22 protein-coding genes are annotated in these 20,674 nt (G+C 63.3%); 14 read left to right on the top strand and 8 right to left on the bottom strand.

Annotation, left to right across the window (positions count from 1 at the left end; all coding sequences use genetic code 11):
* The first annotated feature begins 54 nt into the window (after positions 1-54).
* Together KI609_RS21295 and KI609_RS21290 are read left to right on the top strand one after the other, a co-directional pair.
* On the top strand, positions 55-1,197 hold the full coding sequence (locus tag KI609_RS21295) for an SGNH/GDSL hydrolase family protein (RefSeq protein ID WP_226445513.1): 1,143 nt from the start codon (positions 55-57) through the stop codon (positions 1,195-1,197).
* A gap of 30 nt (positions 1,198-1,227) precedes the next feature.
* The gene (locus KI609_RS21290) at positions 1,228-1,899 is read left to right on the top strand and encodes an OmpW/AlkL family protein (protein ID WP_226445512.1); all 672 of its coding nucleotides are present in this window, start codon (positions 1,228-1,230) and stop codon (positions 1,897-1,899) included.
* Between the two features lie 69 nt (positions 1,900-1,968).
* Here the strand turns inward: KI609_RS21290 and KI609_RS21285 are convergent, their stop codons facing one another.
* The 6 genes from KI609_RS21285 to KI609_RS21260 form a co-directional block, all read right to left on the bottom strand.
* Positions 1,969-2,925, bottom strand: coding sequence for an SGNH/GDSL hydrolase family protein (locus tag KI609_RS21285; RefSeq protein WP_226445511.1), 957 nt, complete (start codon positions 2,923-2,925; stop codon positions 1,969-1,971).
* Positions 2,926-3,157: 232 nt separating this feature from the next.
* A complete protein-coding gene (locus tag KI609_RS21280) occupies positions 3,158-4,174 on the bottom strand; it encodes an L-threonylcarbamoyladenylate synthase (RefSeq protein WP_226445510.1) in 1,017 nt (338 codons plus the stop codon).
* Between the two features lie 13 nt (positions 4,175-4,187).
* Positions 4,188-5,360 (bottom strand): 5-(carboxyamino)imidazole ribonucleotide synthase, encoded by a 1,173-nt coding sequence (locus KI609_RS21275; RefSeq protein ID WP_226445509.1) that lies wholly within the window; start codon positions 5,358-5,360, stop codon positions 4,188-4,190.
* Between the two features lie 79 nt (positions 5,361-5,439).
* Complete coding sequence (gene purE, locus KI609_RS21270; RefSeq protein ID WP_226445508.1) at positions 5,440-5,931, bottom strand: 5-(carboxyamino)imidazole ribonucleotide mutase; 492 nt, start codon at positions 5,929-5,931, stop codon at positions 5,440-5,442.
* Between the two features lie 125 nt (positions 5,932-6,056).
* A complete protein-coding gene (locus tag KI609_RS21265) occupies positions 6,057-6,437 on the bottom strand; it encodes a ribbon-helix-helix domain-containing protein (RefSeq protein WP_226445507.1) in 381 nt (126 codons plus the stop codon).
* A gap of 180 nt (positions 6,438-6,617) precedes the next feature.
* Entirely contained in the window at positions 6,618-7,199 is a 582-nt protein-coding gene (locus tag KI609_RS21260) for a DJ-1/PfpI family protein (RefSeq protein ID WP_226445506.1), read from the bottom strand.
* A gap of 359 nt (positions 7,200-7,558) precedes the next feature.
* Between KI609_RS21260 and trxA the strand changes: the two genes are divergently transcribed.
* The gene (gene trxA / locus KI609_RS21255; protein WP_226445505.1) at positions 7,559-8,467 is read left to right on the top strand and encodes a thioredoxin; all 909 of its coding nucleotides are present in this window, start codon (positions 7,559-7,561) and stop codon (positions 8,465-8,467) included.
* A 68-nt stretch (positions 8,468-8,535) separates the two neighbouring features.
* The gene (locus KI609_RS21250) at positions 8,536-9,396 is read left to right on the top strand and encodes an META domain-containing protein (protein ID WP_226445504.1); all 861 of its coding nucleotides are present in this window, start codon (positions 8,536-8,538) and stop codon (positions 9,394-9,396) included.
* A 49-nt stretch (positions 9,397-9,445) separates the two neighbouring features.
* Here the strand turns inward: KI609_RS21250 and KI609_RS21245 are convergent, their stop codons facing one another.
* Positions 9,446-10,369 (bottom strand): phosphoribosylaminoimidazolesuccinocarboxamide synthase, encoded by a 924-nt coding sequence (locus KI609_RS21245; RefSeq protein ID WP_226445503.1) that lies wholly within the window; start codon positions 10,367-10,369, stop codon positions 9,446-9,448.
* Positions 10,370-10,856: 487 nt separating this feature from the next.
* Here KI609_RS21245 and hpf point away from each other — a divergent pair, with 487 nt between their 5' ends.
* The 3 genes from hpf to hprK all read left to right on the top strand — a co-directional run bounded on the left by hpf (position 10,857) and on the right by hprK (position 12,766).
* Entirely contained in the window at positions 10,857-11,192 is a 336-nt protein-coding gene (hpf, locus tag KI609_RS21240) for a ribosome hibernation-promoting factor, HPF/YfiA family (protein ID WP_226445502.1), read from the top strand.
* 112 nt (positions 11,193-11,304) lie between these two features.
* Complete coding sequence (locus tag KI609_RS21235; RefSeq protein ID WP_226445501.1) at positions 11,305-11,772, top strand: PTS sugar transporter subunit IIA; 468 nt, start codon at positions 11,305-11,307, stop codon at positions 11,770-11,772.
* Positions 11,773-11,809: 37 nt separating this feature from the next.
* Entirely contained in the window at positions 11,810-12,766 is a 957-nt protein-coding gene (gene hprK / locus KI609_RS21230) for an HPr(Ser) kinase/phosphatase (protein WP_226445500.1), read from the top strand.
* A gap of 93 nt (positions 12,767-12,859) precedes the next feature.
* On the opposite strand, the gene fur is transcribed toward hprK, so the two are convergent.
* On the bottom strand, positions 12,860-13,276 hold the full coding sequence (gene fur / locus KI609_RS21225; protein ID WP_226445499.1) for a ferric iron uptake transcriptional regulator: 417 nt from the start codon (positions 13,274-13,276) through the stop codon (positions 12,860-12,862).
* A 91-nt stretch (positions 13,277-13,367) separates the two neighbouring features.
* Here fur and KI609_RS21220 point away from each other — a divergent pair, with 91 nt between their 5' ends.
* The 7 genes from KI609_RS21220 to KI609_RS21190 all read left to right on the top strand — a co-directional run bounded on the left by KI609_RS21220 (position 13,368) and on the right by KI609_RS21190 (position 20,622).
* Positions 13,368-13,928, top strand: a complete 561-nt coding sequence (locus tag KI609_RS21220) for an outer membrane protein assembly factor BamE (RefSeq protein WP_226445498.1) — start codon at positions 13,368-13,370, stop codon at positions 13,926-13,928.
* A 60-nt stretch (positions 13,929-13,988) separates the two neighbouring features.
* The gene (dapB, locus tag KI609_RS21215) at positions 13,989-14,828 is read left to right on the top strand and encodes a 4-hydroxy-tetrahydrodipicolinate reductase (protein ID WP_226445497.1); all 840 of its coding nucleotides are present in this window, start codon (positions 13,989-13,991) and stop codon (positions 14,826-14,828) included.
* 14 nt (positions 14,829-14,842) lie between these two features.
* Positions 14,843-15,562: a MotA/TolQ/ExbB proton channel family protein gene (locus KI609_RS21210; protein WP_226445496.1), complete on the top strand. Its 720-nt coding sequence runs from the start codon at positions 14,843-14,845 to the stop codon at positions 15,560-15,562.
* A gap of 17 nt (positions 15,563-15,579) precedes the next feature.
* The gene (locus tag KI609_RS21205) at positions 15,580-16,029 is read left to right on the top strand and encodes an ExbD/TolR family protein (protein ID WP_226445495.1); all 450 of its coding nucleotides are present in this window, start codon (positions 15,580-15,582) and stop codon (positions 16,027-16,029) included.
* 148 nt (positions 16,030-16,177) lie between these two features.
* Positions 16,178-18,871, top strand: a complete 2,694-nt coding sequence (leuS, locus tag KI609_RS21200) for a leucine--tRNA ligase (RefSeq protein ID WP_226445494.1) — start codon at positions 16,178-16,180, stop codon at positions 18,869-18,871.
* Between the two features lie 2 nt (positions 18,872-18,873).
* Positions 18,874-19,377, top strand: a complete 504-nt coding sequence (gene lptE / locus KI609_RS21195; protein WP_226445493.1) for an LPS assembly lipoprotein LptE — start codon at positions 18,874-18,876, stop codon at positions 19,375-19,377.
* Positions 19,378-19,635: 258 nt separating this feature from the next.
* Positions 19,636-20,622, top strand: a complete 987-nt coding sequence (locus KI609_RS21190; protein WP_226443853.1) for an IS5 family transposase — start codon at positions 19,636-19,638, stop codon at positions 20,620-20,622.
* Positions 20,623-20,674 lie beyond the last annotated feature (52 nt).

Raw genomic sequence — 20,674 nt, 5'->3', positions numbered from 1 at the left:
GCTGAAAAATAGAACGGTCGTTCTATTTTTAAGAATATTGCAGGAGTAATACGGATGAATTTTCAGCGCAAGGCATTGTGGGTTTCGCTGGCGGCTGCGGCGTTGCTGGCGGGGTGCGGTGGTGGAGGGGCTGACACCACTCCCTTGGCCCCGATCAAAAGCGTCAAGGTAGTGGGCGACAGTCTGGCCGACAGCGGCACGTTTGGCTACAAGTTCACGGTACAAGGCGCGGCTCCTACCGGGACGGGCGCCACTGCTTTGTGGGTCGACCGTGTGGCTGCCAGCTATAGCCAGACGCTGTGCGCACATTACGCGTCAGCCGATAACGTCAACTTTGCCAACAAGGCAGGTTGCACCAACTATGCAGTGGGTGGCGGACGCATCAACAACTTCTCCGCGCCTACGTCGCCGGTGTCGATCACGCAGCAGCTCAAGGATGCCGGTACTGCAGGCTACGTGGCCTCTGACCTGCTTTTGGTGGATGGGGGTGCCAACGATGCCGCCGATTTGATCGGTGCGTATCTCAAAGCGGCCAGCGATGGCGGCGTGGCCTACAAAACCGTGCTGGGCACCGTGCTGGACGCCGCCACCGTCAGCGCCGCGCTGGCTGCCGGCTCCACAGGTCTTGCACAGGCGGGGGGCGCCTACATGAAGACGCTGGCCGCCCAGTTTGCCGTCACGATCAAGGCCAATGCGCTGGACAAGGGCGCCACACGCGTCGCGGTCCTGAACGTGCCGGACATATTGAAAACGCCGCGCTTCAAGCTGGTGTTGGGCTCCATCACTGCCGCACAAGGCGCTGCAGCCGGTGCGCAGGCGGTGGTTGTGTTTGATGCGTGGATCCAGGCGTTCAACACGCAGTTGGCGGCGAGTTTTGCCGGTGACAGCCGCGTGGCCATCGTTGACTTCAACGCGTCATCCAAAGACCAGGCGGACCATCCCGCCCAGTACGAAATCGCCAATGCCACCACCCCGCTTTGCCCTGTCACCGGGCGAGGTAGCGATGGGCTGCCTACCTACACCTTTCCCGCCTGCACCGCTGCCGCCTTGTCGGCTGCACCGCCTGCAGGTGTGACCGGCGGCGCTGACTGGTGGAAGTTCTACGGGTTTTCCGATGGCTTTCATCCCGCGCCTTACGTACACCAGTTGATGGGGCAGTTGGTCTCGCGCTCGTTGTCCCAGGCGGGCTGGCTCTGAGCCCCTGCAGAACCCCCTCAAGGAACTCTCATGCACCATTTCCCCAAGATCGGCCTCGCCGTTGCCACCCTGCTGGTGGGCGCCAGCGCCAGTGCACAGGTCGCGGGCACGTTCAGTGCGCGCGCCGGTGTAACCCACATTGCTCCACAGGTGAGCAGCGGTTACCTGTCCACGCCCAGCTTTCCGGGCACTACCGTGGATGTCGGCTCAGCCAGTGCCTTGACCGGCGGGTTGAACTACATGGTGACCGATAACTGGGCGCTGGATCTGCCTGTTGGCCTGCCGTTCAAGCACGACTTTTATGGCGACGGCGCCATTGCCGGTACGGGCAAACTCGGCGAGACCAAAGTGATACCTGCCACGCTGTTTGCTCAGTACCGGTTTGGTGAAGCCAATGCCAAGTTTCGCCCTTACCTGGGGCTGGGGGTGACGTACAGCCGGTTCTTCAAGAACCGCTCGACGGCTGCGCTGACAGGGGTCACAGGTGGCAACCCCGCCAACCCGACCACGGCTTCGATCGACAACAAGTGGGGGCTGACGCCTCAGGTGGGTTTTGTCTGGAACTTCAACGAGCGCTGGTTCGTGGACGCGGCCTATTACAAGAGCTTCTTGAAGACCACCACACACCTGTCGTCGGGGCAGTCGATCAACATCAAACTCAACCCCAACGTGTTTGCCGTGGGCATCGGCTACCGCTTCTGAGCCTGGTGCTCTCGGGCATAAAAAAACCGACCTGCGGGTCGGTTTTTTTGTGCTGCGCAGGCTGCAAATTTACCAGCGCGCGCGCAAGCGGTCGTAGGCATAGGTGCCAAACTGGCGCTGGGCCGAAGGCGACAGGTAGACAGAGTCAGCGAAAGTGTATTTGTCCTGGTTGGCCCCGGACAGCAGCGTGGAGGTATTGCACAAGGCCGAGTTCACCTGGCCTGCACCGATGCCAATGCCATTGGTGGCATCCACCGACGTACACACGGCCGTGGTAGCGTCTTCGAAGCCGTAGCTACCGGGTGAGCTGGTGTACAGGTTCACATAGTAAGCCGAGTCCACGTAGAGCACGTTGGCACCCAGGTCCACGATGCCCACCAGCAGGCCTTCATTGAAGCGGCTGCTCGCGTTGGTCAGCAGGGATTCCCGTCCGATGGACTTGGCCCAGGGTGTTTTGCTTAGGTCGTAAGTGCCGGTCAGTACCACGTATTTGGCGCCCGCGTCCACCAGACGTTTGACTTGTGCGGCCATGTCTTCGCCCGCCTGGCGGGAGGCCGCCACCATCGCGGCTTCGGTCTGGGTGCCGGCCTGCACGGCTGCCGTGCCTGCGATCACGTCACTCACGCCGCCGCTCATGAACACCACATCGCTGGCGCCAAAGCTGCCGCCGCTGGCCAAAAAGCTATCGATCTGTTCGGTGAGGGTGAGGGTGCTGGTTTTGCCTGCGGCGTCGGGCTTGGCCTTGATGCGGGCATTGCCCACTGCATAACTCGTTCCACCAGCTGATGCCGCCGTCAAAGACTTGTCATATTTGGCCGCGATCTGCAGCGTCCAGTTGTTCACGCTGCCGTCGTTGACCGTGTAGCGCGAGCCGTTTTGCCCCACATCGCTGTTGGCATCACCGAACGCGATAAAACGCGTTGGCGTGATGGCCGATTCGGTGGTGCTTGAACCGCAAGCCGCAAGCAACGCGGCCGACGCACATGCGGCGACCAGAACGGTGCGGCGCATCCAATTTGCTGCCATGTATTTCTCCAGAAAAGTGAGGGGTAGTTTAACGACGCAACGTCAACGCATGTAAAGCGCCACGGTTGCCTGCCCGTGAGCCGCGAGAGGATTCTGGGGGCATTGTGCGTTGCCCCTTGCAGCCCAGGCCCGCGGACACGGGGCAAAGCCCGCCCCGCTGCGCTCCTGCGCGTTGGTGGCGTCCCCTGGGGACAAAGGCGTGATGCGAGTCACTCGGCACGCTGTCATGCCGTCACGCGGCTGCCGCACGTTGGAGACGGTCACGCACGCCCTCCCATTCGGGGCTGGGGGGCGGGGTCTCGATCCAGATCAGTTTCACCCGCTCATCATCGAAGCCGCGCAATACCGCAAAAAGCTGCTGCGCCGTGGCGGCAGCGTCGTCGGGCATGCGGCGTATCACCAACCGGGGGGATTTCGATCGCAGCACCACGCGGGCATATACCGCGATGTGGGCGGCGTCGCTTCCCAGTAGATCCAGGCCGGTTTGCAGCGCCTTGGCGTCCATGAGGCGGACCTTGGCATGGGGCGCGTAGTGGGCTTCAAGGGTGCCGGAGGCGCGGGGGGTGAGTGCGGGCAGGTCCTCCTTGGACAGGGGCTTGATGCCACACGCCGCCTCAATCTGCTCGCGCGTGACGGCGCCTGGGCGCAGCAGCACTGGCACACCGCGTGTGCAGTCCACGATGGTGCTTTCAATACCGACGGCGCAGGGGCCGCCATCGAGCACCAACAGGTCGGCTCCCAGCTCGTCTTGCACATGCTGTGCGGTGGTGGGGCTCACCCGGCCAAAACGGTTGGCGCTGGGAGCGGCCACGCCCCATACGGGCGGCCCGCCCTGGGTTGCCTCGTCGCCCGGCGCCGCGCAGGCCCGCAGCAGCGCCTGCGCCACGGGGTGGGCGGGGCAGCGCAGCCCCACGCTGTCCTGGCCGCCCGTGGCGGCGCCTGCCACCCCCGGCAGACGCGGCAGGATAAGGGTGAGGGGACCGGGCCAATACGCATCCACCAGCTTCTGCGCAAAATCCGGCACCTCGCTGGCGAAGTGCGCGATGCCTTCTGCGCTGGCCACGTGCACGATCAGTGGGTGGTCGCTGGGGCGGCCCTTGGCGGCAAAGATCTGCGCCACCGCCGCATCACTGCTGGCATCGGCGGCCAGGCCGTACACGGTTTCGGTGGGCAACCCCAACAGGGCACCGGCGCGCACGGCGTGGGCAGCGGCGGCGATGGCCGCAGGGTCATTTCCATCCAGGATCATGTCACTGCGGCCTTCAAAACGGGGCAATGCCAAGCAGCGCGGCAGCGCGCAGGGCGATGGCGCGCACGCCATCGGGCGTGGAACCGGTCACGTTGAGGTGGCCCATCTTGCGGCCGCGCTTGGCCTCGCGCTTGCCGTACAGGTGCAGGTGGGTGCCGGGCAGGGCCAGCACCTCGGCCCAGGGGGGTGTCTGCTCGGCATCGCCATGCGCAAACCACAGGTCGCCCAACAGGTTGAGCATGACTGCGGGGCTGTGCTGGCGCGGCTGCGTCAGCGGCAGGCGAGCCATGGTGCGCACCTGCAGCTCGAACTGCGACACGTCGCAGGCGTTCTGGCTGTAGTGGCCACTGTTGTGCGGGCGCGGGGCGATCTCGTTGACCACCAGGCTGCCGTCCTGCAGCACGAAGAATTCCACGCACAGCACGCCCACGTATTGCAGGCCTTCTGCTACAGATTTCGCAGCGGCTACCGCTTGTGTAGCAAGCGCTAGAGGCAAATTTCCTTCATAAACCTCGGTCACGGCCAGGATGCCGTCGCGGTGCAGGTTGCGCTGCACGGGCAGGTGCACCATGGCGCCATCGGCACTGCGCGCCACGATGACGGAGCATTCGAGCTGCAGGGGCAGCATCTTCTCCAGCACGCAGGGCACTTGGCCCACGGAATCCCAGGCGGCGGCCAGCTCGGCGGGCGCCTTCACACGCGCCTGGCCCTTGCCGTCATAGCCCATGCGGGCGGTCTTGAGGATGCCGGGGAGCAGATCGGCTGAAACGGCAGCCAGCTGCTCGGCGGTTTCGACCACGGCATACGGCGCGCAAGGCACGCCGCAGGCCACAAAGTGGGCCTTTTCCCGCGCTCGGTCTTGCGCCACAGACACGGCGCTGGCCGCTGGCGACACGGGGCGCTGCGCGGCCAGCGTGGCCAGTGCAGCGGCGGGCACGTTCTCGAACTCGGTGGTCACTGCGTCCGACAGGCGGGCCAGCTCGGCCAGGCCTTGCGGGTCTTCGTAGCCCGTCTGGATGTGGTGATGGCTCACCAGCCCGGCGGGGCTGGTGGGGTCGGCGTCGAGCACGGCGGTGAAATAGCCCATGGCCTGGGCCTGGTGCACAAACATGCGGCCCAACTGGCCACCGCCGAGCACGCCCAGCGTGCTACCGGGCAGAAGGGGTTGATCGGTGAATTTTTTCATCGCCGGGCCGCCCCAAGATGAAAAAGCGGCACCCTCGGGGGGCAGCGACCCGCGCAGCGGTGGAGCGTGGGGGTCTTGTTCATGCAGGTGGCAAGGTCATATTGCGGGCCACTTCCGTCTGCTCGGCGCGGAAGGCTTCAAGCCGCTGGCGCAGTTCGGGGCTTTCGTTGGCGAGCAGGGCCACGGCAAACAGGGCGGCATTGGCTGCGCCCGCCGTGCCAATGGCAAACGTGGCCACGGGGATGCCCTTGGGCATCTGCACGATGGAGTGCAGCGAATCCACGCCCTGCAGGTGGCGGCTGGCCACCGGCACGCCGAGCACGGGCACGGGGGTTTTGGCGGCGATCATGCCGGGCAGGTGGGCGGCGCCGCCAGCGCCCGCGATGATGGCCTTCAGGCCCCGGCCGGCGGCGGCCTCGGCGTAGGCAAACATGTCGTCGGGCATGCGGTGGGCCGAGACCACGCGGGCCTCGTGGGCGATGCCGAACTGTTCAAGAATCTGCACTGCATGCTGCATGGTGTCCCAGTCGCTGCTGGAACCCATGACCACGCCGATCTGGATGGGTTTCATGGTGTGGGGTGGTAGCGCCGACGGCTTGGCCAGCGGCACCACTTTGGATAGAACCCGCGATTTTACTTTTGCTGCGGGCATGCGGGTTGTTGCGCCCGGTGGCGGTGAGCCCAACGGTGGGGTTGTCAGTGCCTCACCGCACCCGTTGGTGCCGCGACATGCGTGGACGGGTGCAGGGGTGGGCGCGCGTGTGGCGCGATGATGGCGCGGATCGGGACGTGTGTGTCCTGCGAAATGTCCCCTGACAGCTGCAGTGCAAGGTAGCGGGTGCAGCACACGCGCAGGAACGAAGTGAAGTTGTCCACCGCGCCGCGCTCGGCGACCAGTTCGTCATACAGCTTGGTGCACAGCTGGGGCACGGTGTAGCCATCGCGGGTGGCAATTTCCTCCAGCACCTGCCAGAACAGGTTCTCCAGCCGAATGCTGGTCGCCACACCGTGCAGCCGCACCGAGCGGGCCCGGTAGGCATACAGCTGTGGGTCGGCGCTGACGAAAACTTGGCACATGGCGGGGCTTTCTGGAGGGGGCTCCCATGGTGGGGGCCGGGCGCTCAAGCGTCAAGTCCGGGGTGCTTTTATCAAAAATGATAGCTTGTAGCGCTTGTCCAGTAAGCGCTGCATGCTGTTTTTACCCACTTTTGTGTGTCACAGCGCCAGGGTCGGCGCTGGCGCTACCGGGCGGAGGGTTTAAAGCTGTATGCGTGTTCCAAGCAAGGCAAGGAACTGCGCGATCCACGCGGGATGGGCGGGCCAGGCGGGGGCGCTGACCAGATTGCCTTCGGTGTGGGCCTGGTCCACGGGGATGTCGGCATAGTGGCCGCCGGCCATCTCCACCTCCACACGGCAGGCGGGGTATGCCGAGCAGGTGCGGCCCTTGAGCACGCCCGCGCCCGCCAGCAACTGCGCGCCATGGCAGACGGCTGCCACCGGTTTGTTTGTGTCAAAGAAATGCCGCACGGCGGCGCACACGGCGGCGTTGTTGCGCAGGTATTCGGGGCCCCGGCCGCCGGGAATGACCAGCGCGTCGTAGTGCTCGGGCTTGACCTCGTCGAAACTGGCATTGAGCGTGAAGTTGTGCCCGGGTTTTTCGCTGTAGGTCTGTGCGCCCTCAAAGTCGTGAATGGCCGTCTTGATATGGTCACCCGCCTTTTTGTCGGGGCACACCGCATGCACGGTGTGGCCTACCGCCATCAGCGCCTGGAACGGGACCATGGTTTCATAGTCCTCGCAATAGTCGCCGCAGATCATCAGAATTTTTTTGCCTGCCATGTGTGTCTCCTGGTGTGGTTGTGAGGGAAAACGGTGCGTTGCCATTGTGGTGGCCGTGTGGCCGAGGCGGGTGTTAACCGGCTACTACAGCCGGCGCACCCGCGCGCTGCCGCGCACGCTGCGCACGCTGCGCTAGCGTGGGCCTGCGCGCGGGGAATCCGGGGCCATCGCCTACACACCCGCACCACGCAGGGTGATGAAATTGCTGGAGAATCCGCGCTGAACCTGCGCCACAACCGTGGTGGCCACCCGGCCGCCTGCGTTGCGGTACGGCCTGATTCATCCATGATGACCAACGGGCTGATCCATTGATTGGCGTGTGGCGCCTCGCGCCTCACGCCGCACCACCGGGACTGAACATGATCGATGTCACCATAGAAAATTTTGAAGCCGAGGTGATCGCCGCCTCTACCGACGTGCCTGTGCTGGTGGATTTTTGGGCGCCCTGGTGTGGCCCCTGCAAGTCGCTGGGCCCGGTGCTGGAGAAGTTGGAGGTTGCCTACGAAGGCCGCTTCAAGCTGGTGAAGATCGACTCCGACCAAGAGCAGCAGCTGGCGGGCATGTTCGGCATCCGCAGCATCCCTACCTGTGTGCTGCTCATGAACGGCCAACCTGTGGATGGTTTCATGGGAGCGCTGCCCGAAGGCCAGGTGCGCGAGTTTCTCGACAAACATGTGCCCACGGCCGACGTGCTGGAGGCCAACGCCGAGGAAGAACAGGCCCTGGAGGCGTTGGCCGATGGCGACACCACCACTGCGCTGGAAAAGCTGCAGCACGCCGTGGTCACCGATCCCTCCAACGACGATGCACGTTTTGACTACGTCAAGCTGCTGCTGCAGCTCGGCCGTGAGGACGATGCCAAAGTGGCCTTTGCCCCGGTGATCGCCAAAGCCCTGGCCTCGCGCCGCCTGGGGGCGTTGAAGGCCTGGATGGATGCTATTGATTTCGTAGCTGTTAGCGCTTATAGTGAAAGCGCTGAAGCCGTATTTGATGCAAAAATTGCAGCCAACAAACGTGACTTTGGCACCCGCTATGCCCGCGCGCGCTGGCTCATGGCGGGCCAGCGCTGGACGGATGCCATGGATGAACTCCTTGAAATCCTCATGCGCGACAAGGCTTGGGGCGAAGAGGCTGCGCGCAAGACCTATGTGGCCATCCTCGAAATCATCGACAAGCCCAAACCCAAGGTGGCAGAAGGCCAGATCCCGCCGGAAGACCCGGTGGTCGCCACCTACCGCCGTCGCCTGTCGAGCGTGGTGCTGAGCTGACAGGGGGTGACGGGGTGAGAGGCCTGCCTGCGTTGCCTGCACCTCCTGCGCTTTCTGCGCCTGTCCCTTTGAACCTTGTCCCTGCGGCACTGACCGGATCGCCCGCGCAGCGCCGCTGCGCAGGGCTGTGCGCACATTGGCGGCTGCCGCTGGTGGCCGTGCTGCTGTGTGGCCAGCTGGTGGGCTGCGCCAACCGCCCGCCCGCGCCCGATGCGGCCGTCTCTGGTGTGGCGTTGGCGCGCGAGCGCATCCGGTTGCCGCCGGATGTTGTCTTCGAGGCCACATTGCTGGATGTGACCAACCCTGATCTGCCCCCGGTGGTGCTGGGGCGCCAGCGCCGCGAGTCTGCCGGCAACCCGCCGTATGCGGTGTGGATCCCTTACCCCTCGGTGCGATTTGTGGCCAAGGGCCGATATGAAGTGCGTGCGACCGTCACGCTGGACGGCCGCTTGATGCTGGCCAGCAACAAGCGTTATGCCGTGCCGCAGGAGGCGGCCTTTCGCCATGTGGACCTGTGGCTTGAAAGGCCACCACCGCAATCGGCCACGGCGGATGCCGGGGTGCCATTGACGTTGACCCATTGGCGGCTTGTCGACGTGGGGGACCAGCATGTGCCGCGCCCGCGTGACGGTGGGGTGGTGCCGTTCGTGGTTTTCCAACCCGATGAAGGTGGTGTGACGCGTATCACCGGCTCGGGCGGATGTAACCGCTTCCTGGCCGACTACGCAGTGCAGGGCTCACGGTTGCGTGTGGACCGACTGGTCTCCAACATCACCTTGTGCCTGCCAAACGGCGCCATGGAAACACGGTTTTTCGAGGCCTTGACAGCGGTGGTGGGCTTTCGGCAGCAGGATACGCAACTGCAATTGAAGGGCGCCGATGGAGAAACGCTGTTGCGTTTTGAGGCGCAAGAGGCCCCCCTGCGCTGACTTCCTGTTCGTGAACGCAGCAGCCAGGCCACTGCGTCCAGTCCCTGGTTTACGAAGCGGTCAGGCGATCCAGCGCTTCTTGGTATTTGGCGGCGGTTTTTTCGATCACATCCTGTGGCAAGCGGGGTGCGGGCGCTGTTTTGTCCCAGGGCTTGCCGTTGACCTTGGCCTGCTCCAGCCAGTCGCGCACGAACTGCTTGTCGTAGCTGGGAGGGTTCTCGCCTGTGGCGAAGGCGGCCTCGTAGCCTTCCACGGGCCAGTAGCGCGAGCTATCGGGGGTCAGCACTTCATCCATCAGCACCAGCGTGCCGTCGGGCGCCAGACCAAATTCGAACTTGGTGTCGGCAATGATCATTCCCTTGGTGAGTGCGATCTCGGCGGCCGCCTTGTAGATGGCGATGCTCAGATCGCGGATGCGGGTGGCCAGGTCTGGGCCGATCATTTCCACCGTGCGTTCAAAGGTGATGTTCTCGTCGTGTTCACCCATGGCCGCTTTGGCGGCAGGTGTGTAGATGGGCTCGGGCAACTTGGCGGCGTTGGTCAGGCCCTCGGGCAGCGGCACCCCGCAGACCGATCGCGACTCCTGGTATTCCTTCCAGCCGCTGCCGGCCAGATAGCCACGTACCACGGCCTCTACGGGGATGGGCTGCAGGCGTTGCACCAGCATCGAGCGGCCGCGAATCTGCGCGGCTTCGGCGGGGCTCACCACACTCTCCGGGGCGTCGCCGGTCAGGTGGTTGGGGCAGAGGTGGCCAAGCTTGTCGAACCAGAACAGCGCCATCTGCGTGAGCAACTCGCCTTTGCCGGGAATAGGCTCGCCCATGATCACATCAAAGGCAGAAAGGCGGTCGCTGGCCACCATCAGAATGCGGTCGTTGCCCACGGCGTAGTTGTCGCGCACCTTGCCGCGTGCCAGCAGAGGCAGCGAGGTCAGTGCAGAGGTGTGCAGGGCGTTGGAGCTGGGCTGGGTCATGGTGTCGGTGAAGGCGGTCGATATCCGCCAGGGGCAGTCCGAAGGAGGAGAGGAAACGAGTGCTGGGCGAAGCGTCCGCGCAGCCAGTGGATTTTACGCGCGGGGCGGGTGTTGGTGCCTGCGTGAGCCAAGCCGGGCTGCTGTCTTGCGCTTTGCAGTCTGCGGCGTCGCGTATCGGGCGGCTGGCGGCGTACCCGGAAAGAGCCGGCACCCCACGGAGACCACCCTGCAACCCCGCTGGGCACCGAGTGGGCGGTTCGTACAGATTCTGGAAGCGCCAACCGCTTAACCGAATCATTGTGCGCGCTTTTGGAGCGCTTGGCACTTCGGGCGCGATAACCCAGCCGAGGGAACCGGTATGAGATTGCTTTTAGGTGGGCACAGGGGCATAGTGAACTCACGTCAACGGATGCATTCAAGTTCCCCCTGCCGCTCCTCTGATCCAGGGCGGCGTTTCTTCCACCGAGAGCCAAAGGAGACTTTTTTTATGAACTTGACGATCAGTGGTCACCACCTCGAAGTCACCCCCGCATTGCGCAGCTACGTTACTACCAAGCTTGATCGGATCACCCGCCACTTTGACCAGGTTGTCGATGTCAAGGTGCTGCTGACGGTAGAGAAACAAAAGGAAAAGGAGAAGAGGCAACGCGCCGAATGCAATATTCACGTCAAAGGCAGTGATCTGTTCGCCGAAAGCGCCCATGCCGATTTGTATGCAGCGGTGGACGAGTTGGTCGATAAAATGGACCGTCAGGTAGTGCGGCACAAGGACCGTCTGCAAGATCACCATCACGAAACCGCCAAGCGCGAACTCCAGGCTTGATGCGTCGGCCCAGAGCCTGGCACCGAGGCCGCCCTTTTGGGCGGTTTTTTTGTTGCCCGGTGCGCAGTGCTCAGGGTTTTTGCCAATATGTGCATAATTGTTACCCTTGACCATGAACCGACTTTCCTCCATCCTGCCCCCCGCTCAAGTTCTTGTGAGCGTGGACGCCACCAGCAAGAAGCGCGCTTTTGAAGAAGCGGGGCTGCTGTTCGAAAGCCAACACGGACTCGCGCGCGCACTGATTACAGACAGTCTGTTTGCGCGTGAACGCCTGGGTTCTACGGGTTTGGGTCATGGGGTCGCCATTCCCCATGGGCGCATCAAGGGGCTCAAGGCTCCGATGGCAGCTGTGTTTCAGTTGCTGAACCCGATTGGTTTTGACGCGCCTGACGAGCAGCCCGTAGGCCTTCTGATCTTTTTGCTGGTGCCCGAGGCAGCCACGCAAAAGCACCTCGAGATACTCTCCGAAATTGCCGAGCTGCTCAGCGATTCGGCCTTGCGCGAGAAGCTCAAGGCATGCGCCGATGCCCAAGCGCTGCACGGCATGATCGCAGGCTGGCAGTCTACGCAGGCTGCCTGATCGGTCGCGCGCGCCTTAGCCATTTCGCTGGTCTGCCGTGAAACCCAATTTTGTCAGTGCCGATGTCCTGTTTGAGGAATTTCGCGGCCTGCTGAAATGGGAATGGGTGGCAGGGCTGGGGGCTTCCGAGCGGCGTTTTGATGAAGTGGCCGTGCGCTCGGCGCGGTCCGGTGCTGATCTTGTCGGTTACCTCAATTACATCCACCCCTATCGTGTGCAGATTCTGGGCGAGCGCGAAATTGCCTATTTGAGCAATGCGTCTGCTGACGACTGCAAACGCCGCATTTCGCGCATCGTGACGCTGGAGCCCCCGGTGCTGGTGCTGGCCGACAGCCAGACGGCGCCCGACGAGCTCGTGTCCATGTGTGAACGCGCGCAGATTCCGATGTTTTCGACACACGAATCGGCGGCGTTTGTCATCGACGTGTTGCGCGCCTATCTGTCCAAACATTTTGCCGACCGCACCACGATGCACGGTGTGTTCATGGACATCCTGGGCTTGGGGGTGATGATCACCGGTGAATCGGGCCTGGGCAAGAGTGAACTGGGGCTGGAGCTCATTTCGCGGGGGCAGGGGCTGGTGGCGGACGATGCGGTGGACCTGTTTCGCATCAACCAGACCACCATAGAAGGCAAATGCCCCGACCTGCTGCAGAACCTGCTGGAAGTGCGTGGCATCGGTCTGCTCGATATCCGTGCCATCTTTGGCGAGACTGCGGTGCGCCGCAAGATGCGGCTCAAACTCATCGTGCACCTGGTGCGCAAGGAAACGCTGGAGCGCGACTACGAGCGCCTGCCTTACGAACCCCTCACGCAGGACGTGTTGGGTGTGCCGGTCCTCAAGGTGGTGATTCAGGTGGTGGCGGGCCGCAACATCGCGGTGCTGGTAGAGGCCGCTGTGCGCAACACCATCTTGCAGCTGCGGGGCATCGATACCTATCAGGAGTTCGTGGAGCGGCATCGCCGCGCCATGGAGCGCGATACCGGCCACTGAGGTCCCACGCCCCTTCAAGGGATGTGGTGGCGGACGGTCTGAGCGTGTGGACCGTCCGGCGGGTTTTTGCTTCTGCCGATTCCTTTTTGCTTTTTATTTCTGAGCGCAACTCGCGCATTGTCCATACAAGGCCATCGTGTGGTCTTGCACCACCCAGCCTTTGGCTTTTGCAACGGTCTGCTGGCGCTTTTCAATTTCGGGGTCGTAAAACTCTTCCACCTTGCCACACGATGTGCAGACGAAGTGGTCGTGGTGCTGGCCCTCATTGAGCTCGTAGACGGCCTTGCCGCTTTCAAAGTTGCTGCGAATCAGAATGCCGGCCTGCTCGAACTGCGTGAGCACGCGGTACACGGTGGCCAGGCCAATGTCCGAGCGATCTTCCAGCAGCACACGAAAAACATCTTCAGCCGTCATGTGGCGCTGGGCGCCTTTCTGGAAGATCTCTAGGATCTTGAGGCGAGGCAACGTGGCCTTGAGCCCGGTGCTTTTGAGCTCGTCGATATTGGTCATGGCGTCCTCTTTGATGGATGAAGGCCTCCGCCACAAGGTCTTGGGGGGCAGCCGCTACAATGGGCAGATCATATCCTCAGCCCTTTTATCCATGCCCGATAAAGCCCGTTGCAGTGCCCGCCTGGGCCTGGTGTTTCTGATCGGCGCCAGCATGGCTGCCCTGGCCGGCTGCAGCAGCCTCAATGGCGCAAGCAATCGCATTGCCGGCATCGTAAAACCTTACAAGGTGGATGTGGTGCAGGGCAATTTTGTGTCGCGTGAACAGGTACAGGCCTTGCAGCCTGGCATGAGCCGCCAACAGGTGCGCGAAATTCTGGGCACGCCCCTGGTCACGAGTCTGTTCCACGCGGACCGCTGGGAATACGTGTTCACGCTCAAGCGTGCCGGCGAAGAGATTCAGACCCGCAAGTTGACCGTGTTCTTCAAGGGCGACGTGCTGGACCGCTCTGAGGGCGATGAAATGCCTACAGAGACAGAATTCGTGGCCACGCTCGGTGCACACGGCGACAAGCCCAAGGTTCCTGTGCTGGAAGCCACGCCCGATCAATTGAGCAAATACCCCGCGCCTCCGAAGCCCGCTGCTTCAGCGCCAAAGGCCCCTTCGGTGCCCTTGCCTTCCAGTTATCCGCCGCTCGAAGCGCCATCGCGCTGAGCCCGGCGTTATCGCGGCACACCGCCTTCGTGTGCTGCATTCCAACCCGACAGGATTTTCATGACAGGGACCTCTTCGCCCGCTGCCACCATTTCCACTCCCTGCCGTGTGGCCGTCGCAGGGGCTTCAGGCCGCATGGGCCGCATGTTGATCGAGGCGATCCGCGCCAGCGATGACTGCGTGCTGGCGGGCGCGCTGGACGTTGCGGCGAGCCCTGCCGTTGGCTCCGACGCCACGGCTTTTCTGGGTCACGCCAGCGGTGTTGCCATCACGGCCGACATCGGCACGGGCCTCAAAAATGCCGACGTACTGATTGATTTCACGCGGCCCGAAGGCACGCTGGCCCACCTGGCTGTGTGTGCGGAACGTGGCGTGAAGGCTGTCGTCGGCACCACGGGGTTCAGCGATGAGCAGAAGGCCGAGATTGCGGCCTTTGCCACACGTACCGCCATCGTGATGGCCCCCAATATGAGTGTGGGCGTGAACGTCACGCTCAAGCTGCTGCAGATGGCCGCCAAGGCGCTGTCTGAGGGCTATGACATCGAAATCATTGAAGCCCACCACCGCCATAAGGTGGATGCGCCATCGGGCACCGCACTCAAAATGGGCGAGGTCATTGCCGAGGCCATGGGCCGCAATCTCAAGGAATGTGCCGTTTTCTCCCGCGAAGGGGTGACGGGCGAGCGTGATCCGTCGAGCATTGGTTTCGCCGCCATCCGCGGGGGCGACATCGTGGGTGACCACACGGTGCTGTTTGCCGGCGTGGGCGAGCGCATCGAGATATCGCACAAGTCGTCCAACCGGTCGGGTTATGCACAGGGCAGTCTGCGCGCCGTGCGGTTTCTGACCCAACACACCACAGGCATGTTCGATATGTTCGATGTGCTGGGTTTGAACTAGCCAAACCGTTCACCATGGATGCTCTGCACTGGTGGCGCCAGGGCGATATGGTCACCCAGAGCACGGCGCTGGTCCTTTTGGCCATGTCCGTCGCGAGCTGGGTGGTGATCGTCTGGAAGCAGCGGCTCATGCACCGCGCCAGCGCCGATGTGGCGCGTTGCACGGCCGCGTTCTGGCAGGCGCCCTCGCTGGAAGTGGCTGCCCAGCGTTTGCGGTCTTTTGACCGCGAGGCGCTGGTGCTGCCTTTGGTGGATGCTGCAAATTTGATAGCGAATTCATCCGGCTCCGGCCCACTGGGCTCTTTGGCGACAGCAGGCAGCCTGTCGCAGCGGCTCACGCGGGTGCTGCGCGATGCCTTGCACGGTGTGCTGGGACGCCTGCAATTTGGCCAGGTCCTGTTGGCTACGGTGGGCTCCACGGCCCCCTTTGTGGGGCTGCTCGGCACGGTGTGGGGCATCTACCACGCGCTCACGGCCATGGCAGGGGCCGGGCAGATCACCATTGACCGTGTGTCCGGGCCCGTCGGCGAGGCGCTGGTCATGACCGCAGCCGGGCTGGCGGTGGCCATCCCCGCCGTGTTGGCCTACAACGTGTTCGGCCGGTTGCTGGGGCGGATTGAAGCCGACCTGGAGGGTTTTGCGCGCGATCTACGCGAACTGCTCATCGACACCCAAAACCAGTCCGTGCACACCACACCGCTGGAGCCGCAGCCTCAGGCCTCGCGCCCGGACTGAACCGCCGAGACGCCCACATGGCCTTCGGACGCCTTGAACGCACCTCGGGCCCCCAGCCCATGAGCGACATCAACATGACGCCGCTGGTGGATGTGATGCTGGTGCTGGTGGTCATCTTCATCCTCACGGCGCCGTTGCTGGCCAGTTCGATCCGGCTCGATTTGCCGCGCACCGAGGGTGCCACGCCGGGTGCGGCGCCGCAGTTTGTCACGCTGGTGGTCGATGCGTCGGGGCAAGCCTATCTGGACGACCAGCCGCTGGCGCAGGCCGCGTTGGTCGAGCGGTTGCAACGCATTGGCGCCGAGCGGCCAGACACCGAAGTGCAGCTGCGGGCCGATGCAGCCGTGCCGTATGGGCGTGTGGTGGAAGTCATGGGGGCGGCCCAGTTGGCCGGGTTGCAGCGCATCGGTTTTGTGGCAGAACCGCCGGCAGCGGGTGCGCCTGCCGCAGCCTCCAAAACACCCTGATCTTGCGCGGAATGCGCCATGCGCCCGGCAGGGGGCACCCTTTGGCCTGGGGTTTGGTGCCAGTACCACGCGGGCTGGGGCGCACGACCGCCTAGAATCTGCGCAGCGCAGCCCTGCGGCTGCCCACTTCTGTCACCTCCGAGTTCCCATGCAAGACAAATATTCTCCCCAAGACGTCGAACGCGCAGCGCACGACCACTGGACCGCCACCGACGCCTACCGCGTGACGGAAGACGCGAACAAGAAGAAGTTCTACGCCTGCTCGATGCTGCCCTACCCCAGCGGCAAGCTGCACATGGGCCATGTGCGCAACTACACCATCAACGACATGCTCACGCGTTACCTGCGCATGAACGGCCACAACGTGTTGATGCCCATGGGCTGGGATGCGTTTGGCCTGCCCGCCGAAAACGCGGCGCTGAAGAATGGCGTGCCACCCGCGAAGTGGACGTACGAAAACATCGCGTACATGAAAAAGCAGATGCAGGCCATGGGCCTGGCCATCGACTGGAGCCGCGAAGTCGCCACCTGCGACCCCACGTACTACAAGTGGAACCAGTGGCTGTTCCTCAAGATGCTGGAAAAAGGCATTGCCTACCGCAAGACCCAGGTCGTGAACTGGGATCCGGTGGACCAGACGGTGCTGGCCAACGAGCAGGTGATTGACGGCAAGGGCTGGCGCACCGGCGCCACCGTGGAAAAGCGCGAGATCCCCGGCTATTACCTCAAGATCACCGACTACGCTGAAGAGCTGCTCGACTTCGTCACCGGTGACAAGCTGCCCGGCTGGCCCGAGCGCGTGAAGCTGATGCAGGAAAACTGGATCGGCAAGAGTGAAGGCGTGCGCTTTGCGTTCCCCCATGACATTCGTGGTGACGACGGTGCGCTGATTGGCGACGGCAAGATGTACGTGTTCACCACGCGTGCCGACACCATCATGGGCGTGACCTTCTGCGCCGTGGCGCCCGAGCACCCCTTGGCCGCCCACGCCGCCAAAACCAACCCGCAGCTCGCCGCCTTCATCGAAGAATGCAAGAGCGGTGGCACCACCGAGGCCGAGCTGGCCACGCAAGAAAAGAAGGGTGTGCCCACGGGCTTGTTCGTCACCCACCCGCTCACTGGCGAAAAGGTGCAGGTGTGGGTCGGCAACTATGTGCTGATGGGCTATGGCGACGGCGCCGTGATGGGCGTGCCCGCGCACGACGAACGTGACTTTGCGTTTGCCCTCAAGTACGGCATCGACATCAAACAGGTGGTGCTGGTCGATGGGGAGACCTTCGATTACCACCAGTGGAACGACTGGTACGGCGACAAGCAGCGTGGCGTCACCGTCAACTCCGACAGTTTCAGCGGTCTGCCCTATAAGGATGCGGTGGCTGCGGTGGCGCATGCGCTGGGCGAAAAGGGCCTGGGCGAGCTCAAGACCACCTGGCGGTTGCGCGACTGGGGCGTGTCGCGCCAGCGCTACTGGGGCACGCCTATCCCCATCATCCATTGCGACGAGCACGGCGCCGTGCCGGTGCCTGAAAAAGACCTGCCCGTGGTGCTGCCCACCGACTGCGTGCCCGACGGGTCCGGTAACCCGCTGCACAAACACGAGGGCTTTCATGCCGGCGTGACATGCCCCGTGTGCGGCAAGGCCGCGCGCCGCGAGACGGACACCATGGATACCTTCGTGGACAGCTCGTGGTACTTCATGCGGTATTGCGACCCCAAGAATGCCGACGCGATGGTGGCTGGCGGCGCGGATTACTGGATGCCGATGGACCAGTACATCGGCGGCATCGAGCACGCCATCCTGCACCTGCTGTACGCCCGCTTCTGGACCAAGGTGATGCGCGATCTCGGTTTGGTCAAGGTCGACGAGCCCTTCACCAAGCTGCTCACGCAGGGCATGGTACTCAACCACATCTACAGCCGCCGCACCGCCAAGGGCGGCAAGGACTACTTCTGGCCGCACGATGTGGAGCATGTGCTCGATGAAGGCGGCAAGATCATCGGCGCCAAGCTGAAGAACGAAGCCACCAGCGGCGACGGCATGTTGCCCGTGGGCACGCCCATTGACTATGAGGGCGTGGGCACCATGTCCAAGTCCAAGAACAACGGCGTGGACCCGCAGGACCTGATCGAGAAGTACGGCGCCGACACCGCCCGCCTGTACACCATGTTCACCGCCCCGCCCGAGGCCACGCTGGAGTGGAACGATGCGGCGGTGGAAGGCAGCTACCGCTTCCTGCGCCGTGTATGGAACTTTGGCGTCAAACTCTGTGCTATGGATATGGGAGCTACTAACGCAAGCGTAATAAGCGCTAGCGCCCTGAAAGATGTGGATTTTGGCAAAGAGGCCAAGGCCTTGCGCCTCGAGATCCACAACGTGCTCAAGCAGGTGGACTACGACTACCAGCGCATGCAGTACAACACCGTGGTCTCGGGCGCGATGAAGATGATCAACGCGCTGGAAGACTTCAAAGCCACCGACACAGCGGGCGCGCAAGTGGCCCTCATCGAAGGCTTCGGCATCCTGCTGCGCGTGCTCTACCCCGCCACACCGCACGTGGCGCACAGCCTGTGGAGCGAGCTGGGCTATGCAGACCACCTCGGTGACCTGCTTGACGCGGCCTGGCCGAAGGTCGATGCCGGCGCGCTGGTGCAAGACGAGATCGAACTGATGCTGCAGGTCAACGGCAAGCTGCGTGGTTCCATTCAGGTGCCTGCGCAGGCTGACAAGGCCGAGATCGAGCGTATGGCCCTGGCCAGCGAGGCGTTCACCTCCCATGCAGCAGGCGCAGCGCCTAAACGCGTGATCGTGGTGCCCGGCCGTCTTGTGAACGTGGTGGTGTGATCATGCACCGGCGCACCCTGCTGTCCCTGGCCCCTGTGGCTCTTTTGTCTGCCTGCGGTTTTCGCCTGCGTGGTGTGCCGGAGTTCGCATTTGAGTCGCTCTACATTGCCGCGCCCACCACCTCGCTGCTGGCGCGTGAGCTGCAGCGCACGCTCGAAGGCTCCACCAGCAAACTGCGGGTGCTGCGCGACCCGGCCACCATGACCACCGCGCAGACCATCATGGATCTGATTCAGGAGCAGCAAGAGCGCGTGGTGGTGGGGCTCAACGCCTCGGGCCAGGTGCGCGAACTGCAGCTGCGCCTGCGCGTGAAGTTTCGCCTGCGCACCCCCACCGGGGTGGAGCTCATCCCCGAGACGGAGATCCTGCAGGAGCGCGACATCAGCTACAACGAAACCATCGCCCTGGCCAAAGAAGCCGAAGAAGCGCTCTTGTACCGCACGATGCGCACCGACATCGTGCAGCAATTGCTGCGGCGGCTTGCCGTGGCCAAGTTGGCGCCGTAATTCTCGGTGGGCACACTCTGGCGGTGAGCGTGGATGCAGCGCGGCTGAGCCTTGCGCGCATGGCCCGGCCAGCCGCAGTGCCTGCAAGGTCGCTTGGGGAATGGTTGCGACGCCGTTGCCTTGATCCCACCCCGCTGGGGCACGGCTGCCGCCGGCATGTTGGCGGCGATTTATTTGGGAAGAATAGGCTCTAGGGATTCTCTGCACAAATCCCTGCGTAATGTGCTTACGAAGGCTTGAAGCCGAGACAATAAGGCCATGAAGCAAAGCAGCCTGGGCCTGAGCAATACCACCAAGCGCACACGCAAGCGCGAGTTCCTTGATGCGATGGAGTTGGTGGTGCCCTGGGCCGAGTTGGTCTCGCTCATTGAGCCCTACGCCCCAGAGATCGGACGCCGGGGCCAGCAGCCCTTTGCGGTGCAGACCCTGCTGCGTATCCATTTCATGCAGCAGTGGTTCAAGCTTAGCGACCCAGCCATGGAAGAGGCACTGCACGACGTGCCAGCCTTTCGGGACTTTGCCGGCCTGTCTCACTGGGACGAACACATTCCCAGTGAATCGAGCATCCTGCGTTTTCGGCATCTGCTGGAGCGCCACAAACTGGCCGATCAGATCCTCGCTACGGTCAATGCCCTGCTGCAAGCCAAAGGGCTGCAACTCAAAGCAGGCACGGTGGTGGATGCCACGCTGATTGCGGCGCCGACGTCCACCAAGAATGAAGGCAAGGCACGAGACCCCGAGATGCATCAAAGCAAGAAGGGCAACGAGTGGTACTTTGGCATGAAGGCTCACATTGGCGTGGATGCGGATTCAGGCCTGGTGCACAGCGTGCGCGGCACCAGTGGCAATGTGAACGACGTGATAGAAGCCAACAGCCTGCTGCACGGGCAAGAAACGGATGCCTTTGGCGATGCGGGCTACCAAGGAGTGGACAAGCGGCCCGATGCCAACAAGAACGTGCGCTGGCATGTAGCCATGCGCCCGGGGTTGCGCCGGGCTTTGGACAAAAACAAGCCTGTGGATGCGCTGATCGACCAACTTGAACGCACCAAGGCCAGCATCCGGGCCAAGGTGGAGCACCCGTTTCGGGTGCTCAAGCAGCAGTTCGGGTACGTGAAGGTGCGCTACCGGGGGCTCATGAAGAACACGGCGCAGATCGTCACGCTGTTTGCGCTGGGCAATCTGTGGATGGCAAGGCACAAGTTGCTGGCCTGCATGGGGCAGGTGCGCGTGCAGGGGGCGTAAAGCCTCCGATATAGGGGCAATGGCCCTCGCCAAACGCCTGCTGGGTGCGCTG

Origin of the sequence: Acidovorax radicis, assembly GCF_020510705.1 — a bacterium.
Classification (GTDB): domain Bacteria; phylum Pseudomonadota; class Gammaproteobacteria; order Burkholderiales; family Burkholderiaceae_C; genus Acidovorax; species Acidovorax radicis_A.
The sequence above is the reverse complement of the archived record's forward strand: the minus strand, read 5'-3'. Positions and strand labels throughout refer to the sequence as shown.

Excerpts from the sequence above, each read along its gene's own strand:
- KI609_RS21295 (WP_226445513.1), top strand. The coding sequence starts at position 55 with ATGAATTTTCAGCGCAAGGCATTGTGGGTTTCGCTGGCGGCTGCGGCG.
- KI609_RS21290 (WP_226445512.1), top strand. The coding sequence starts at position 1,228 with ATGCACCATTTCCCCAAGATCGGCCTCGCCGTTGCCACCCTGCTGGTG.
- KI609_RS21285 (WP_226445511.1), bottom strand. The coding sequence starts at position 2,925 with ATGGCAGCAAATTGGATGCGCCGCACCGTTCTGGTCGCCGCATGTGCG.
- KI609_RS21280 (WP_226445510.1), bottom strand. The coding sequence starts at position 4,174 with ATGATCCTGGATGGAAATGACCCTGCGGCCATCGCCGCCGCTGCCCAC.
- KI609_RS21275 (WP_226445509.1), bottom strand. The coding sequence starts at position 5,360 with ATGAAAAAATTCACCGATCAACCCCTTCTGCCCGGTAGCACGCTGGGC.
- purE (WP_226445508.1), bottom strand. The coding sequence starts at position 5,931 with ATGAAACCCATCCAGATCGGCGTGGTCATGGGTTCCAGCAGCGACTGG.
- KI609_RS21265 (WP_226445507.1), bottom strand. The coding sequence starts at position 6,437 with ATGTGCCAAGTTTTCGTCAGCGCCGACCCACAGCTGTATGCCTACCGG.
- KI609_RS21260 (WP_226445506.1), bottom strand. The coding sequence starts at position 7,199 with ATGGCAGGCAAAAAAATTCTGATGATCTGCGGCGACTATTGCGAGGAC.
- trxA (WP_226445505.1), top strand. The coding sequence starts at position 7,559 with ATGATCGATGTCACCATAGAAAATTTTGAAGCCGAGGTGATCGCCGCC.
- KI609_RS21245 (WP_226445503.1), bottom strand. The coding sequence starts at position 10,369 with ATGACCCAGCCCAGCTCCAACGCCCTGCACACCTCTGCACTGACCTCG.
- hpf (WP_226445502.1), top strand. The coding sequence starts at position 10,857 with ATGAACTTGACGATCAGTGGTCACCACCTCGAAGTCACCCCCGCATTG.
- KI609_RS21235 (WP_226445501.1), top strand. The coding sequence starts at position 11,305 with ATGAACCGACTTTCCTCCATCCTGCCCCCCGCTCAAGTTCTTGTGAGC.
- fur (WP_226445499.1), bottom strand. The coding sequence starts at position 13,276 with ATGACCAATATCGACGAGCTCAAAAGCACCGGGCTCAAGGCCACGTTG.
- KI609_RS21220 (WP_226445498.1), top strand. The coding sequence starts at position 13,368 with ATGCCCGATAAAGCCCGTTGCAGTGCCCGCCTGGGCCTGGTGTTTCTG.
- dapB (WP_226445497.1), top strand. The coding sequence starts at position 13,989 with ATGACAGGGACCTCTTCGCCCGCTGCCACCATTTCCACTCCCTGCCGT.
- KI609_RS21210 (WP_226445496.1), top strand. The coding sequence starts at position 14,843 with ATGGATGCTCTGCACTGGTGGCGCCAGGGCGATATGGTCACCCAGAGC.
- KI609_RS21205 (WP_226445495.1), top strand. The coding sequence starts at position 15,580 with ATGGCCTTCGGACGCCTTGAACGCACCTCGGGCCCCCAGCCCATGAGC.
- leuS (WP_226445494.1), top strand. The coding sequence starts at position 16,178 with ATGCAAGACAAATATTCTCCCCAAGACGTCGAACGCGCAGCGCACGAC.
- lptE (WP_226445493.1), top strand. The coding sequence starts at position 18,874 with ATGCACCGGCGCACCCTGCTGTCCCTGGCCCCTGTGGCTCTTTTGTCT.
- KI609_RS21190 (WP_226443853.1), top strand. The coding sequence starts at position 19,636 with ATGAAGCAAAGCAGCCTGGGCCTGAGCAATACCACCAAGCGCACACGC.